Here is a 15471-nt window from a genome sequence, read left to right on the forward strand (position 1 = left end):
ATGGTAAAGAAGATATTGAGAATTGTTGGTAAAAGTATTTTAATCCTTGCCGCCATACTTCTAATTGGTTTTGGAATCCTTTATATGCTATATGATGAGCCTTTACCAACGGGAATCCCCGGTGCTGAAGCAGATGCCCTTGCAGAAAAAATGCTGGAAGCCATCAATAATAAAGCGTATACGGAAACTCACTATTTAGAATGGAGTTTTGCCAATGGCGCACATTCGTATAAGTGGGATAAGGAAAATGGCGAGGTTGATGTGGAATGGGATGCCTACCGTATACTACTCAACTTAAAGAATACTTCTAAAAGTAAGGTGTTTGAAAATGAAGCTGAAGTGATAGGCGATAACCGAAAAGAGCTCATTGCAAAGGCCGAAGGTTTTTTTAATAATGACTCTTTTTGGCTATTTGCTCCTTTTAAGGTTTTTGATAACGGAACACAACGCAGTTTGGTAACGTTAGAAGACGGTTCTAATGCTTTAATGATTACGTATTCTTCTGGCGGTAGTACGCCCGGAGATTCATACCTATGGCATTTAGGACCTAACGGATTACCCGAAAGTTACCAGATGTGGGTTAGCATCATTCCCATAGGCGGTCTCAAAGCGACATGGGATGATTGGAAGATTATGGAAAGTGGTGCTTTCTTACCAACCTCTCACAAACTAGGACCAATGACTTTGGATATGGGTGAAGTTAAAGGGTATAATTAATACTCATCAAAGATTTTTCCACCAACTCGTATAGGTGCTAACGGAATCCATAACTATAATTTCTTGTCCTATTTGAGGTACAATTACCTTTAGGTTCAACTCTAAGGCTTTTGCCTCAACACGTTTTATAGGGTCTTTCCAATCGTGGAGTGCCAATTTGAAACCTGCCCAATGTATGGGCATTATTTTTTTTGCTTTTACATCTAATCCTGCTTGTGCTGTTTCTTCAGGCATCATATGTATATCCGGCCACATTTTGTTGTATTGTCCGCATTCCATTAACGCCAAATCAAACGGACCGTATTTCTTGCCTATTTCTTTAAAGTGCGGTGCATAGCCACTGTCTCCACTAAAATAAATGTTTTCATCCATAGATTGTACGACCCATGAACTCCAAAGTGTACTTTGGCCGTTGTCTAATTTTCTTCCAGAAAAATGCTGCGCGGGCGTACAAACCAAGGTTATATTTTCTAATTGTTTTTCTTCCCACCAATCCATCTCTGTAATCTTGTCTGCAGGAATTCCCCAAGCTTCTAAATGCACTCCTAGCCCTAGCGGCACAAAGTAATGGTTGGTCTTGTCCTTTAGTTTTAAAATGGTTTCGTAGTCCAAATGGTCATAATGATCATGAGAAAAAATGACCGCATCAATACGAGGTAATTTTTCAACTTCTAATGGCATTTCTTTATTAAACCGGTCATCGCCCAGCCACGGGTGAGGTGCAGGAACCATACCGAACATAGGATCTAACAAGATATTCAACCCATCCATTTGGAGCAAAAATGAGGAATGCCCATACCATACCAATCTTGTTTTACTATTATAATTAGCTACATGGACAGAATCTAATTTTATTACTTTTAAATCTTCTTTGGGGCGACCGTTGGGGACTTTGGTCGTGAAAAATTTATAGGCCAGGTCCAGTGATTTTGAAAAACTCAAATCTTTGGGTACGGCCTTTTTATTAATAAATATGCCCTCTTTAAATTGTTCTGATTGCTCATAAGCCTGCTGACGTTCTTTAGTGACATCACCGCCAAAACTTGGATAGAAATTATTGAACAAAACGTATGCTATTACTAAAACTCCAATTAATACAACAACCGTAAGTAGTACTTTCTTTAAAATTTTTCTCAGCATTATTTTATTCAACTAGTCTCATTAGTATAGCAAAGGTCTTGGCTTTGTAAGTCAACAAATTCAACCTTTTGGTAAAAATAAGATTTACCAAGATATAACGGACCTCTCTAGGGTTAAATACAACGAAACAATGAAGAGGTGTACCAATGAATGTATTGACTTATTGAAACAAAACGTATCTAGGTGGCACAAGTCCGTTTAGACGCATGGAGACTAGCATTTGTGCTCTGTGGTGGGTTATATGGTCAGCTAATAGCATGAAGATTTGTCGTTTACTTCTGTTCAGACCAAAATAATCTAATTCGTCATCTAATTGCGTTGTTTCAAATCGACCAATTAGTTTTATGGTTTCATCAAACGTGTTATTGATTAAAGCTATCATTTCCGCTTTGGACTTTGTGCCGACTTTAAAAACAGTGTCCGTTTGCCAATCTCTAGATTCTCTGCCCCCTAATAAAGATTGACTGTGCCAATCCATGGCGTAGCCAATATGCAATAAATTCTCCGCAAAGCTTAGGGATTCTGGTGTAGCCTTAAAACTATACTTGTCCTCCGGCATTGTTTCTGCTACCAGAACTATATACTTACGGGAATTTTCTAACCGCTCCAAATAGTCTTGAACATAATTGTTCTGTTGTGCAAAAAGAGGTGAGTTTACAAAACCGAAAAACATTAGGACGGTTAATAGCGTTAGATTCTTCATGGTGTTTATGTTTTGTTAAGATTCAGCAAGGAAATTTTTCATTTCCGTTTAGGAGCGTAGACAAATATTTTTGCTTGATTTCATCTTATTTATTTTAAAAATAAATTCTAAAAATTTGGCGAACTTAGCATATAAAACCAAGCCATCAAAAATAGTAATTACCACACTATTAACACTAGGTATTGCTCGTGCTATTATTTCCGTTCTAGTGCTTCCATAAGTTCAAAACAAAGCTGGTCAATATTGCCCATTTTGGGACTAAACGCCGAAACATTAGAAAGGATAATAATTCCATTTCTCTTCTCCGTGTCTATTGCCATAGACGAAGTATAACCTCCTGTTCCTCCATTGTGCCAAACCCAACTTTGATTTGATTTGTTTTTGATAATATGCCAACCAAGACCAATATCCATATTTTCGTTCACCTTAAATGTTTTAGTTCTTGTCAACTCCAAATCTTTGTTTTTGCTTTCGAGCTGGGCAATCGCAAATTTTGATAGGTCTTCTGAGGTTGATAATATTGCGCCTGCTCCTGATAATATCGCTAAATCCCAATTAGGAATAATTTTTCCATCTGGATTTTGACCTTTTATTAGTATTTGTTCTATTTTATTTCTATTCGTGGTCGTATTATTCATTTGATACTTGACAAATATTCTCGTTTTTAAAAGTTCCTCATAACTCGTATTTGCAATTTGACATAAGGTATAGCCAAGAAGGCCAGCACCTAAATTTGAATACTCATACTTATTGTGGTTTTTCTTAGATATGTCGAGTTTTTGGGTCAAGTATTCTTTTAATTGTGGTTCTTTATATTTTTTATAAGGATTGTCTTTATTGACCAACATCAAATTAAGGTTTGACGGTAGTCTTGGGAGTCCAGAAGTATGATTGGCAAGTTCCTTGAACGTTATTTTTTGGTTGTCCTTTAATTGCAATTTTAAGTAATCATTGATATCATCGTCAAGACCAATTTTCTTCGCTAAAACAAAGTCCGCAAGTAAGGTGGATGAAAATACTTTAGTAATTGACCCGATTTCAAAAACTTTTTGGGAGTTGTCTATGTATTTAATCGAATCGTTTGTTCTTTTTACTCCGTAAAATTCCGCAATTCCATTTTTGATAAATGCAATAGAGAGTTGGGTGTTTTCTGGAAACACTTTAGCTTTTTCATAAATCAGTTGGGATTGACGTCTGGTAATTCCACCCTTTACAAAATCTTGATTGTCAAAAGCAACTTTCGTTTGTCCATTTCCACAACTATAGAACAAAATAGAAATGGTTATTAACAGATAATTTTTCATGTAATGTTTAAGGTTTAGCAAAATTATCTTCAACGAATAAACTAGATTTAGTGCGGGAGCAGAGACAAAATTCCCATTCCGCATGTCACGCAGCAAAAGCTTTTTGTTTTGCTTTTTTCTTGTCCAAAGCTAAATTCGAAAAATTTTACGACTTTATAAATATACGCAGACCTTTCGGTTTTGCACCAATGCCTGAATTACGTTTAGGTCTTGTAAGTCAAGGGCTTTTTACCGTAGTATATAATCGCAAAACCTAAAAGTATTAATGGAATACTCAAAATTTGCCCCATATTTATTGACATCGAATCTTCAAATCCGACTTGATTTTCTTTAACAAATTCAATCATAAATCTAGCAGTAAACATTAAAATAAAAAAGATGCCGACCATAAGTCCGTTCCTTCTTTCTATTTTTTTCGATTTATAGATGAACATGAGAACCACGAAAATTAGTAAATATGCCCCTGCTTCGTATAGTTGTGTTGGATGTCTTGGTATTAGGTCATCTCTTTCAAAAACTACACCCCAGTTTCCATTTGTCGGTTTGCCATACACCTCAGAGTTCATAAAATTTCCAATTCTTATACTCGCGGCCATTGCTCCGCAGCCGAGAGCAACTCTGTCCATTATCCATAAAATATTTGTATTGGATTTTCTAACATAAAGAATTATTGCTATTACTATACCTGTTAATCCTCCATGGCTCGCAAGACCTTGAAAACCGGTGAACTGGAACGTTTCGCCCACTTTTTGGATTGGCAATAGTATTTCAAGCGGATTTTGAAAATAATATTGTGGTTCATAAAAAAAACAATGTCCTAGACGTGCACCAAGAAGACCACCTATTAAGATGTACATAGTTAGCTGTTCTAAATTTTCAAGGGGAATTTTCTCTTTTTGATATACTTTCTTTACAATTAAGTAACAAAGTGCACAACCAATTACCCAAGAAAGACTATAATATCTGACTGGAAAAGTGTCAAATAGAATGAAAATTTCAGGGTCAACATTCCAATTAATTATCCCGTCTTTCATTTCGGTTAGTTTTAATAGCCATATTTTTTTGTTTGTGGCTAACGTATGGATATATGTAATATATAAACCTAGTTCATCACCAATTTACATCCTTTACCAAAAAAACCTTACAGAAATCTGTAAGGTTTTCAACAAAACTTTCAACAATACTATTTTTATACAAAAAGTAGTAACTCTAATTATTCTCTTAAGTACGACACCAGTGTATCTATAAAAACATCAAACTTTTCTACATGTGGCAGGTGGCCTACATTTTCAATCTCTACCAGTTTTGAGTTTGGTATCGTTTTTTTAGTTTGTTTTCCTAACTCACTATATAACCCCATAGTTTTTCTAACCTCTTCTGAAACCAATGATTTTCCTAAAGCGGTTCGGTCTCTAGTTCCTATAATTAACAAAGTGGGAGCGGTTACATTTTTAAATTCATACACCACAGGTTGGGTGAAAATCATGTCATACGTTAATGCAGCATTCCAGGCTATGGTTTTGTACTCAGAATTTAATGTCCAACCGGCCAATAAGTTTACCCATTGGTCGTATTCTGGTTTCCATTGATTGTCATAATAGTTAACGAGCTGGTATTTTTTTATGCCCTCGTAATTCTTTTTAAGCTCATTGGTATACCACCACTCTACTGGTTTGTAAGGCACTTTTAGTTTCCAATCTTCTAAACCAATGGGGTTTTCTAGAATCAGTTTTTCTGTGGTTTCCGGGTACATTATGGCAAAACGTGTGGCTAGCATACCCCCCATGGAATGTCCTAAAACGGCAGTTCTATTAACATTCAGCTTATCTAGCAGCGCTTTTGTGTTTTGGGCCAATTGCTGAAAGGTGTAATGAAAATGGTCTGGTTTGGAAGATTTCCCAAAGCCAATTTGGTCTGGAACAATAACACGGAAACCTTCTTTGGTCAAAGCATCTATCGTGGTTTGCCAATAGGCGCCATTAAAGTTTTTACCGTGTAACAGCACAATGTTTTTACCATTGTAATTTTCTGGAGTAACATCCATATAGGACATTTGTAAATCTTGCTCTTGAATGTTCAATTCTAATGTTTCCACCCGAAAAGGATATTCATAATTTGATAATTCAATATCTAACCAATGCAAATTATTGTCTTGTGCGATAGTAAATTGCGTGGAGAGGATTACTATAAGCAACCCGAATAGATTCTTTTTCATTTTGCAAATTCTAATAGGAAATAATTCTTATTCTACTCTGTTTTTATGTTCTGAATATTAAGCGATTATCGAATCAAAAACCCGAGTCCGCACTTAATTTCACAGCAAATTTAAGGCTGTATAAAACATTCGAGTAACAGAAAGTTTTAAGGTTTTCATAAAAGATTCTATGTGCAATTTTTAGTACCGAGTAAACGTGTTTAAAAGTATTCTGGATACCCTACTATCACAATAAAAAACCCATCAACCAACAGTATATATTGACAGATGGGTTTCCTTTTATCATAAATTTCGTTTCGTATTAAACGGGATTTAATTCAGCTTTTTATATATCTCAATATTTTGAAAAATAGTATCGTTTCGCTCATAAGTGTTTACCTGCTTATAAGTGTTATTACTGCGTTCTATGGGAATTACATATGTACTTACATCACTCTGCATAGATTTAGACATTGAGGTCAGGGTTTCTATAATGGTATCATTTTTAAAAGTGTAGGTACCATAGCCATGCCATTCAGATGCATCCGCAGCTGGGTCCGTATTCCAGATGACGTGCCCATCTAAATAGATTTTATGTTGCACTTTACTGGTGTTAACACTAAGCGTGTCTCCGTTTCCTAGGTTATAGAAATGGCTCAATTCCCAAACCCCATCTATGGCGCTTGAATTACTTACTTTTTCTAAATTACCGGTTGCATTACAAGAAATGCAGATAATTGTTAGTAGAAATGTGCTGGCTAAAATGATGCTCTTTAATTTAGTTCTCATATTCATTTTTTTAATTATAAATCACTTAATCTTTTGTCCCATTTTAAAACCGCAAAAAGTTAGAAAAACGAGTAATACTATTTGTGTATAGAAGAGAACACCAGTTAGCGTTCCTATAAAATCATTCATTGCATGCGCTCCTTGATCAAGCGAACTTCCATTAGAGGGTTTTGCTAACAAGGTTAATATGTTTGTTATTTTACCAAAGGCGAGTATGAGTACAATACTAGTTACGATTAAAATTAGATTAGCCCGAACATTATTAAACTTTTCCATAATTGCTCTAAAAAGGTATACTGAAAAAAAGACGAATACTATCACTAGAAGAATTATGGGCCACTTTGGAGTTACATAATAGGTGTCATAAATACTAATAGAAAAATTTGAACTAGGTTCAATCTCGTCTAAACCAAACAACAAAAGACACAACAGAAATGACAAACCGGTTGAGGCAATTAAATACAAAGTATCTTTTCTATTCATAGATTTGTAAGTTTTATTACTAAAATAATTACTTAATAATTGCTGCTGCACCACCAGCACTAAAAGCTTGTGTGGTTTCAATATATGTACCTTTTCCTGTTTTAGGGTCAATGATTATAAATTCTCCATTTGTGGTAAGCCCGATAAGCTGATTTCTAAAAAAAGCCAAGCCCCAAACTTCTTTAAATCCGGTTTCACCAATAAACTCTGTCACTCCTGTAGTTAAGTTTATGGTAACAAGTTGGTCTGTTGAAGAACCTGGAACAACTAACGTTCCATATAGAAAAGACTTGCTCCCGTCAAAGACTAAATCACCAGATGACATTGCACCTAAACTAAAAGAATCAATTACGGTGACTTTAGCAGTAAGAGGGTCAATAATTATAAATTCGCCTCCACGTGTAGCTCCATAAAGTGTGGTGTCACTCCCCTCCAGTGCATTAACATTAGGAATATCAACTTTGCCTACTAAGGTTCCTTCACCCGTATTTAAATCGATAGTTATTAAATCTGAATAAGCTGAAATACCATAAAGGACATTATCAAAAAAAGCAATATCAGTCAATTTGTAACCTGTTGAACCTATATTGATTACTTCAGCTGTGTCAAAATTTAATGTAGATAATTTAGAATTATACGAATAATCAGCAAAATGGATAAGTCGTTTTTCTGCATCCTCCTCGTTGATTATAGTGCTAACCTGAGTTACAGTAGAGACGGATTGGTTCTTATCCTTAACACTGATATTTGTATTAAAACTATCCTCATTAATTGAAGATGGAATTTCAATAGTTATACTAACGGATTCAGTTTCTGCCCCCGCAAGTCCATTATTATTAATAAACGTGTAATATTCAGAAGCACCTTCAATCGTAAAATAAATCTCTTCAATATTTGAATCTACTTCAAACACTAAATTAATACGTTCTTGAGATAACCTTGTCGTTTGAATTCTATCAGGATAGCTTATGATTGACGGGAAACCACTTTGATTTGAATTTGGGATACTTCCAGTGGTTAAAACACCAATTTCATTGTTTACCAAAATATTAAGAGCCTTAAGAATTTTGTCTGGTTCGGAATTTTCGATAAAAGGAATTTCATCATCAGTACAAGCCGTTGTAAGGATTGATGAAATAGCGATGATTGATAGATAAATAAAGCGTTTCATTTTACGATTTCTTTTCAGTATTCAATTAATCCTTGAAATTTGCCTATAAAATATGAGTGGTCATTGTGCATCAACATTTTAAAGGGACAATGTACATACTTTAACAAAATATATCTGACAATTATTTGTAAGTTTTTAAACAAACTTTTTAAAAGTGAAGTTTTAAGGAAAATATTAAAGTATAAATGGAAAACTCTGTTATTCACTAAAAACAAAAAAGCGGCAAAAACTTGAAGCTCTTGCCGCATAGGGTACTACCTAAATCTATATATTTAATTGAGGTTACTCCAATCCCTTTTTTTCTGGGTTCCAAAAAGGTTTTGTTTTAATCTGCTTAGTTGGCCACTGCAATTCTTTTCTAAAAAATTGATTTAGTGCAACACATAACCTACTATCGCCAGCAACATAGACCATCTTCTTACCCTTTAATTCAGGAACTATTTCCCTTAGTTTAGCAATGATTTCAGTACTTGGGTTTTGAGGAAAATCATAGAAGTCAAAAGGAGTGCTTCCATCAATATCTGGGAATAATTCGCTTTTTTGTTGACTGTATATGAGACTAGCTAGTTGTTTGTTTTTGCCAATATTTCGATTTACCATATACAAGTGAGAAAGCGCAGAAAGGTCTCCTACCATAAGATAACTATCCGCAGAATCATCTGCTAGAAAATTGCCTTTCTTCCATTTAAAATAAACCTGGTCACCCACTTGGCATTCCTTTGCCCATTGTGAGCCCATACCGTTGCTATGCGTAGCGATTGCTAAATCTAGGAAACCTTCTTTGCTGTTAATATCCCACACGCTGTAACTTCTGATTTTATCTTTTAAGGATACCTCTTCATTACCAATACCAATAGCCATTCGCAAGAAAGAACCAGGTAGAAAATTAGCGTTGCGAATACTCTCGCTTTGTAACCGGATTCTAAAAACCGACTGAGAAAGGGCTTTCTTTTCTGTAATGACAGCCTCATTTAAGACTACCTTTTTTAAGATGTTTTCTATGATGCTCACTGCTGCTCTGTTTAGATTTGTGGATGATTTTGATGATAATTCTCTATTATCCCTAGCGGAGATTTATGAGGTCTTCCGGCTACTTTTTCAAAATCAGAAGGTACATCATTCGCACCATTTTTAATGCCTTCATAAATACCGGCAATAACGGTACCCAGAAATTCACCCAGCGCATCTTGACGTTCTTTTTTATACGCCTCAACAGGAACCGAAGTATATTTTAAATTCGTCTTGTACACCTCATTAATATATGCTGCCAGTTGTGCTTGTGTAATAGCTTCGCCCAACAGATTATAGGTATTGCCATCCAGATGATCATTGTTAAGCATTTGCGCGTAAGCAAAGCCCAGCTCTTCCCTACTGGTATAACCACATTTACCATCTGCAGCACAATTCCTAATCTCACCTTCTTTTACATAGGTATTTATATATTCTAAATCTGGCTCAATATAAATTCCGTTTCTACCAATTACATAGTCCAATCCTGAATTACGAACATCTTCTTCCGTCTGTCGATTGCTGTTTACTACAGGGCTAAAAGCCGTACCTGTTTCACTACCAATAATGCTTGTGTAGACTATCTTTTGTACACCATTATTCTTGGCGGCTTCTATCACATTTCTATGTTGTTCAATTCTCTTTTGAGGCTCGTCCATTCCTGAGACGAGTAATACTTTATTTACTCCTTTTAGAGCGCTATTAAAATCTTCCCGATTGTTATAATCGCCTTTTCTGATTTCTACGCCTAAATGTATTGCTTTTTCAGGGGTTCTAGCAATACCGATTACGTTGTCTTTCCCTATTAAATCAACTAAGTGCTTTACAATTGAAGCCCCCAATTTTCCACTTGCCGATGTGACTGCTATTTTCATATGTTTTCTTTTTACTCGATAATCGAGATTAAATGCTCCGAGGCTTGCCTCGAAATCAAAATGTATTCCTATTACTACCTCGTGGGCTTGCCCAGAGATAGTTTACTTCTATTAATTTTAAGCTAGACCTGCTTTCTTTTTACGAATGGCCATAATCCTTTTTCTCACCAATGGAATTCTAATAATAAAACCTAAGCCTACTATTACCGCATAGATAATCCACGTTTTATCTAAAATAGCTACGTGTACCAAACTAAGGAAAATAGCTGCATAAGCTAAACTTTGTAGCTTTTTCCAGTTCTTTTTCAATAGCTTCATAGATTTTCTGTTGGAGGTAAAAAACAGAGGCACTAAAATGAGGATTGCTATAAACCCTGCTACATAATTCACTTGGGTAAAGGTTTCCATAAAACCTTCTGCCCAAATAAAAATTATAAAATGAATAAAACTCCAAACTGCTGTGGCAATACCCATAGCTTGCCTTACAAAAAGATTGGTAACACCAAAGAGAATGAAAAACGGAGTGCACGTAAGTACCGCGGTCATCCACCTTATGGCAAACTCTCCAGAAACGTGGTACAGCATTTCTAGAGTGGTTTTGCCCTCTCCTCCTGCGCTTTCTACCAAAGTTATTGAAACCCCGTTAGATAGATTCAAGTCTAACATGTTGGTCAAGACAAGTAATGGCATACTACCCAAGATAGCCACCAACATCCAACCATAATTCTTTTTTAAAAAGTCCATATAATTAAGACGATTTTAATTCCCTTAACTCTTCTTCTAAAGCTTCGGCTTTTGATTTAAACTTTTCCATAGCTTTTTTAAGCTGACCTATTTTCTTGAAAGCCTCCTCATCTTGAACCGCTTCATAAGTTATTTTACCTTCTCTTTCCTTTATTTTGGATTTGCTGCCACATGTTGGGCAACTAGCTACTTCGCTCATATGTTACTTATTTTGTAAGTATTAATACCACTTTTCCTTCAGCTTTAGACTCTAACCGATAATTCTTGTTTTGACTTATCGTTTTTAAAAATGCCCGGGATGATGCCATGTCAGCATTATCAACATAAATAAGTGTACCTGCTTTAAAGTTAGGCTCTAACATTTTAAAAAGAGGTGAATACAAGTCTTTCCATCCATCTAACAACAATAAATCTATGGGGTCCTCATGATTTTTTAAGGTCTCCATTGCATCTCCAATTCTTACTTCCACTAGATTACTTACTCCTGCCTTTTCAAAATTCTCTATTGCCTTAATAGCTTTTGATTCAATGAGCTCTGTAGTAATGACAGAACCTCCTGTTTCCTTAACTCCTTGTGCTAAGAACAGCGTAGAGATACCAAAAGAGGTCCCAAACTCAACAACATTTTTAAGGTTGTTTTTCTTTATCAGCCGTACCAAATCAAGCCCTTGTTCCTTGGAAATTGAAAGATATACATCCTTAAAATCAATGGGTTGCATTGGCCTGATGATACTTTTAGTCAAACCTTTAATTATTTTGAAACGATCACTTTTTGCATCCTTAAATAAATGATTTAAGGTTAATTCTATTTTATTGGGTTGTTCAACAACTAACATAGCATATAAATTAGAATACAAAGTTCGGATAATCGTTACACCAAAAGATTATCAAAGCGAGACATAGAATGGTAAATGTGTAACCACTGATTTTAATAAATTTCTTGATTCCTATATACCAATTCTATTTTAGGATGAATATTTAAATGAATCAAAGATTATTCAAGACAAAAGTTCCCATAGGTTAACCTATGGGAACTTTGTTTTTTTACTTGTTACAACTGATTTATAATGTGATGAGTTACATCAGCTGATAATCAATTACAAGCCATGCTTGCGACAGGTTCCTTCTCATTTACCATGTCCACTATAAATTCATCAATCTGTTTTTTAGTAACATTTGGCATACAAATAATATGAGTGGCCTCATCTGTAGCTAACTGCCATTTCTCTTTAATTGGTTCCGGTACTTTTGGAAATACCACGGTAATGGCCCCTGTATTTGTCCATGCAGGTATTCCTATTTTAGCAAGTTCCTTTTTACAATATTCCGCGGTTTCTAAGCTATGACGATACCGTTTTTCTAGACCTTCAATCCCCATTTTCTTTATAGCGTACCATAAAAATAGCGGACTATGGCCATTTCTAGATCCAGTGATTGTTGTGTCTAGAGAACCAATATAAGAAATACCGCGTGCAATTCTATCTCGCAAGGAGCGCTTTGCAATAATAACACCCGAAGGAAAAGGAGACCCTATAAATTTATGGCCACTAATAGAAATACTATCCGCTCCATCTTCAAAATCAAAAGGAACGCGAGGTTCTATAAAAGCTCCATAAGAACCCGCTAAGGCAGCATCGCAATGTATATAGTGATTTTGAAATGCTAATTTTTTTAAAATTCCTTTCACCTTAGAAACATCATCCTTTGCTTCGGTCATTGTTGTTCCAAAAGTGGTAAGAACAATAGCCGGTTTATCTCGGTTAAGCTGCAAGGTATTCTCAAGGTCTTCATAATCTAATTCTCCATTTTCCTGAGCTCTAATGGTAATACTTGGTAGATTCAATAAATGAATATTTTTCCTTACACTATAATGTGTTGATTCAGAAAAATATACCATTCCTTTTGGATGTAATTCCCTAGCTAGGTATAATCCATAAAGATTGCTTTCAGAACCGCCATTTGTTACATAGCCCCAAAAGTCCTTTTGGTCAGCTCTAAATAGTTGTGCAAAGAAATCAACCACTTCCCTTTCCATTTCATGCGTTTGAACCTTATAAGTGTTATCCTCATACGGATCACCAACATTATTAATCGGATGTTTTAAGAATTCATACAATGGTGAATAATCAAAATCTTTAGCCACGGGGTATCCTATAACTCTATCCTTTTCTTGGATTAGTTTAGTTAAAAGCTCATCTATTTGTTGTTCATTATCCATATTTGACGTCATTTCTCCATTCAATTTCATTCTGTAAATTTACAATTGACAATAGTTTATTACTTCTATATACATTAATTTAGATTATTAAACTGTATTATTTAATTTAACAGTTTTAAATTTCTGATTAGAATTTTGTAAGTATAAAGAATAGATAAATAATCTAGTATGGATGAGATAGATGGTAAAATACTGATGCAGCTTCAGGAAAATGCAAAGCAAAATACCAAGGAAATAGCGAGCAAAGTGGGTCTGAGTGTAACGCCAACTTATGAAAGAATTAGAAAATTAGAGCAACAAGGAATTATAAAATCCTACGTTGCGGTATTGGATAAATCTAAAATAGGGAAAGAATTGATTGCGTACTGCCAAGTTACTTTATCAAAGCAACAGAAGAAATTAGCGGACAGTTTTAAACGTGAAATGCTTTTACTGCCAGAAATAATGGAATGTCATCAAGTCTCCGGAAATTTTGATTACTTACTAAAGATAGCCGTAGATGACATTGCCGGATTCCATGAATTTATTAATGATAAATTGTCTATCATTGATGGAATTGCTACCATACATACCTCGTTTGTACTAAATTCAGTGAAGGACAGTACGGCTTATAATTTGTGATTAAGCAGCCATCTCCTTCAAAGCTTTTACGAACACATCTAATTCTTCTGTGGTTGTGAATACATTTGGTGTAATTCTGCAACCATGTACATTAGCGTACTTAATGGCTACGGTAAAAATTTGGTACTCGTCTAAGAGTTTTTTTGCTAAATCTGCAGGCTCCATCCCTTCAATACCCACATTGGCAATACCACAAGCTCTATGTGACTCCTTAGGGGTGTTTATTCGTATTCCAGCTTCACCTCTTACTTTACTCGTCCAATATTCTTGTAAATAGCGTAATCTAGCTTCCTTTCTTGCACCACCAAGTAAATTATAATAATCTATGGCATTTTCTATGGTTAAGTCATGATACACCGGAATTGTTCCTGTATGATTTAATCTAGAGATATCTCCTGGTTCTCTTTTGGCTTCGGCAAAAATTGGCCAGAGTATATCTATGTGGTCATCGGCCACATACAATAAGCCGGTACCTAGAGGAACGGCCAACCACTTATGCAAACTAGAACCATAGAAATCACATTCTAAATCACTAATATCAAATTCAAAATGGCCAATGCAATGCGCGCCATCTACCATAACTTTCACCCCCTTACTATGAGCCATTTGGCAAATCTTTTTAACCGGTAAGATTTGACCCGTAATATTGACCATATGACAAACCATAAGTAGTTTGGTTTTGTCTGTAATGGCGTTTTCGTAAACAGCTACAATTTCTTCATCTGATTTTGGGTGGTTGGGCACGGAAACTTCTTTATTTACAACTCCAAACCTTTCTGCTACTTGTGCAAACATGAGTTTCATAGCACCATAATCTTGAATGGCATATACCGCTTCGTCCCCAGCTTTCCAATCCATACCTTTTATGACCATGTCTAAAGATTCGGTGGCATTTCGGGTTATGATAATATTCTTTTTTGTTGTTCCAATAATGCCGCCTAACTTTTCCGTCATACGCTCTTTATTGTCCCATTGCACGGTTCGCATATAAAAGGAACCTTCATAATTAACCTTATTTATGTTTTGGTGAAGGGCCTCCAAAGTAGGTGTTGGAATGATATTGTAATAACCACTTTCTAAATTGATATAGTCTGGTTTAAGCTTATAGTCTTGCCTAACTTTTAGCCAGAAATCTTCACTGGAAGCCAATGTAGCTATTGGTATTTCTGCAGCTTCCCCTACACAAACGGATACAGCGCTACCATAAAATGGAGTTCCTAATGCAACCAGAGAAATGTTTTTTAAGAAGTCACGTTTTTTCATACAGATCGATTTTGAAGATTAACGAATGGTTCAATAGAAGGACAACAGATTATAATCCAATGAAAATCTATCAAGCCTAACCTAAATATAAAGTATTACCGAGTGTCACATTTAAGGTGTAGGTGCGAATTGTATTTTGTGTTTTCTTATGGGTAAGATTTTGAGAATAACAGAATAAATGTGGCTTTCTTTTCCCTCATAAGGAATAGGTAAAAATTGATGCTGGACTCTTCTATAGCAT

The 15471-nt window shown here is 35.4% G+C and carries 17 protein-coding genes; 2 read left to right on the plus strand and 15 right to left on the minus strand.

The window, feature by feature from the left end; all coding sequences use genetic code 11:
- On the plus strand, nucleotides 1-717 hold the full coding sequence (locus IWB64_RS16655) for a hypothetical protein (protein WP_194535086.1): 717 nt from the start codon (nucleotides 1-3) through the stop codon (nucleotides 715-717).
- 6 nt (nucleotides 718-723) lie between these two features.
- On the opposite strand, the gene IWB64_RS16660 is transcribed toward IWB64_RS16655, so the two are convergent.
- The 14 genes from IWB64_RS16660 to IWB64_RS16725 form a co-directional block, all read right to left on the minus strand.
- A complete protein-coding gene (locus IWB64_RS16660) occupies nucleotides 724-1857 on the minus strand; it encodes an MBL fold metallo-hydrolase (protein WP_194535087.1) in 1134 nt (377 codons plus the stop codon).
- A gap of 160 nt (nucleotides 1858-2017) precedes the next feature.
- Nucleotides 2018-2560: a DinB family protein gene (locus tag IWB64_RS16665; protein WP_194535088.1), complete on the minus strand. Its 543-nt coding sequence runs from the start codon at nucleotides 2558-2560 to the stop codon at nucleotides 2018-2020.
- Nucleotides 2561-2754: 194 nt separating this feature from the next.
- Nucleotides 2755-3864, minus strand: a complete 1110-nt coding sequence (locus IWB64_RS16670) for a serine hydrolase domain-containing protein (RefSeq protein ID WP_194535089.1) — start codon at nucleotides 3862-3864, stop codon at nucleotides 2755-2757.
- Between the two features lie 203 nt (nucleotides 3865-4067).
- Complete coding sequence (gene lgt / locus IWB64_RS16675; RefSeq protein WP_194535090.1) at nucleotides 4068-4898, minus strand: prolipoprotein diacylglyceryl transferase; 831 nt, start codon at nucleotides 4896-4898, stop codon at nucleotides 4068-4070.
- Nucleotides 4899-5077: 179 nt separating this feature from the next.
- Nucleotides 5078-6079, minus strand: coding sequence for an alpha/beta fold hydrolase (locus IWB64_RS16680; RefSeq protein ID WP_194535091.1), 1002 nt, complete (start codon nucleotides 6077-6079; stop codon nucleotides 5078-5080).
- 312 nt (nucleotides 6080-6391) lie between these two features.
- A complete protein-coding gene (locus IWB64_RS16685) occupies nucleotides 6392-6847 on the minus strand; it encodes a hypothetical protein (protein ID WP_194535092.1) in 456 nt (151 codons plus the stop codon).
- Between the two features lie 21 nt (nucleotides 6848-6868).
- Entirely contained in the window at nucleotides 6869-7330 is a 462-nt protein-coding gene (locus IWB64_RS16690; protein WP_194535093.1) for a hypothetical protein, read from the minus strand.
- 28 nt (nucleotides 7331-7358) lie between these two features.
- Nucleotides 7359-8501 (minus strand): NHL repeat-containing protein, encoded by a 1143-nt coding sequence (locus tag IWB64_RS16695; RefSeq protein WP_194535094.1) that lies wholly within the window; start codon nucleotides 8499-8501, stop codon nucleotides 7359-7361.
- Nucleotides 8502-8783: 282 nt separating this feature from the next.
- Nucleotides 8784-9512 (minus strand): FAD-binding oxidoreductase, encoded by a 729-nt coding sequence (locus IWB64_RS20560; RefSeq protein WP_194535095.1) that lies wholly within the window; start codon nucleotides 9510-9512, stop codon nucleotides 8784-8786.
- An 11-nt stretch (nucleotides 9513-9523) separates the two neighbouring features.
- Entirely contained in the window at nucleotides 9524-10384 is an 861-nt protein-coding gene (locus tag IWB64_RS16705) for an SDR family oxidoreductase (protein WP_194535096.1), read from the minus strand.
- Between the two features lie 117 nt (nucleotides 10385-10501).
- Nucleotides 10502-11128: a ferric reductase-like transmembrane domain-containing protein gene (locus IWB64_RS16710; RefSeq protein WP_194535097.1), complete on the minus strand. Its 627-nt coding sequence runs from the start codon at nucleotides 11126-11128 to the stop codon at nucleotides 10502-10504.
- Between the two features lie 4 nt (nucleotides 11129-11132).
- Nucleotides 11133-11327 carry a hypothetical protein gene (locus tag IWB64_RS16715; protein WP_194535098.1) on the minus strand — a complete coding sequence of 65 codons (195 nt, stop codon included), beginning with the start codon at nucleotides 11325-11327 and terminating at the stop codon, nucleotides 11133-11135.
- A 7-nt stretch (nucleotides 11328-11334) separates the two neighbouring features.
- Nucleotides 11335-11964, minus strand: a complete 630-nt coding sequence (locus IWB64_RS16720; protein ID WP_194535099.1) for an O-methyltransferase — start codon at nucleotides 11962-11964, stop codon at nucleotides 11335-11337.
- A 257-nt stretch (nucleotides 11965-12221) separates the two neighbouring features.
- Nucleotides 12222-13376, minus strand: a complete 1155-nt coding sequence (locus IWB64_RS16725) for a histidine decarboxylase (protein WP_226975919.1) — start codon at nucleotides 13374-13376, stop codon at nucleotides 12222-12224.
- A 138-nt stretch (nucleotides 13377-13514) separates the two neighbouring features.
- Between IWB64_RS16725 and IWB64_RS16730 the strand changes: the two genes are divergently transcribed.
- A complete protein-coding gene (locus tag IWB64_RS16730; RefSeq protein ID WP_194535100.1) occupies nucleotides 13515-13967 on the plus strand; it encodes an Lrp/AsnC family transcriptional regulator in 453 nt (150 codons plus the stop codon).
- Here the strand turns inward: IWB64_RS16730 and IWB64_RS16735 are convergent, their stop codons facing one another.
- The gene (locus tag IWB64_RS16735; protein ID WP_194535101.1) at nucleotides 13968-15230 is read right to left on the minus strand and encodes an aminotransferase class V-fold PLP-dependent enzyme; all 1263 of its coding nucleotides are present in this window, start codon (nucleotides 15228-15230) and stop codon (nucleotides 13968-13970) included. It lies immediately after the preceding gene.
- Nucleotides 15231-15471 lie beyond the last annotated feature (241 nt).

Source organism: Zobellia nedashkovskayae (assembly GCF_015330125.1).
Lineage (GTDB): Bacteria > Bacteroidota > Bacteroidia > Flavobacteriales > Flavobacteriaceae > Zobellia > Zobellia nedashkovskayae.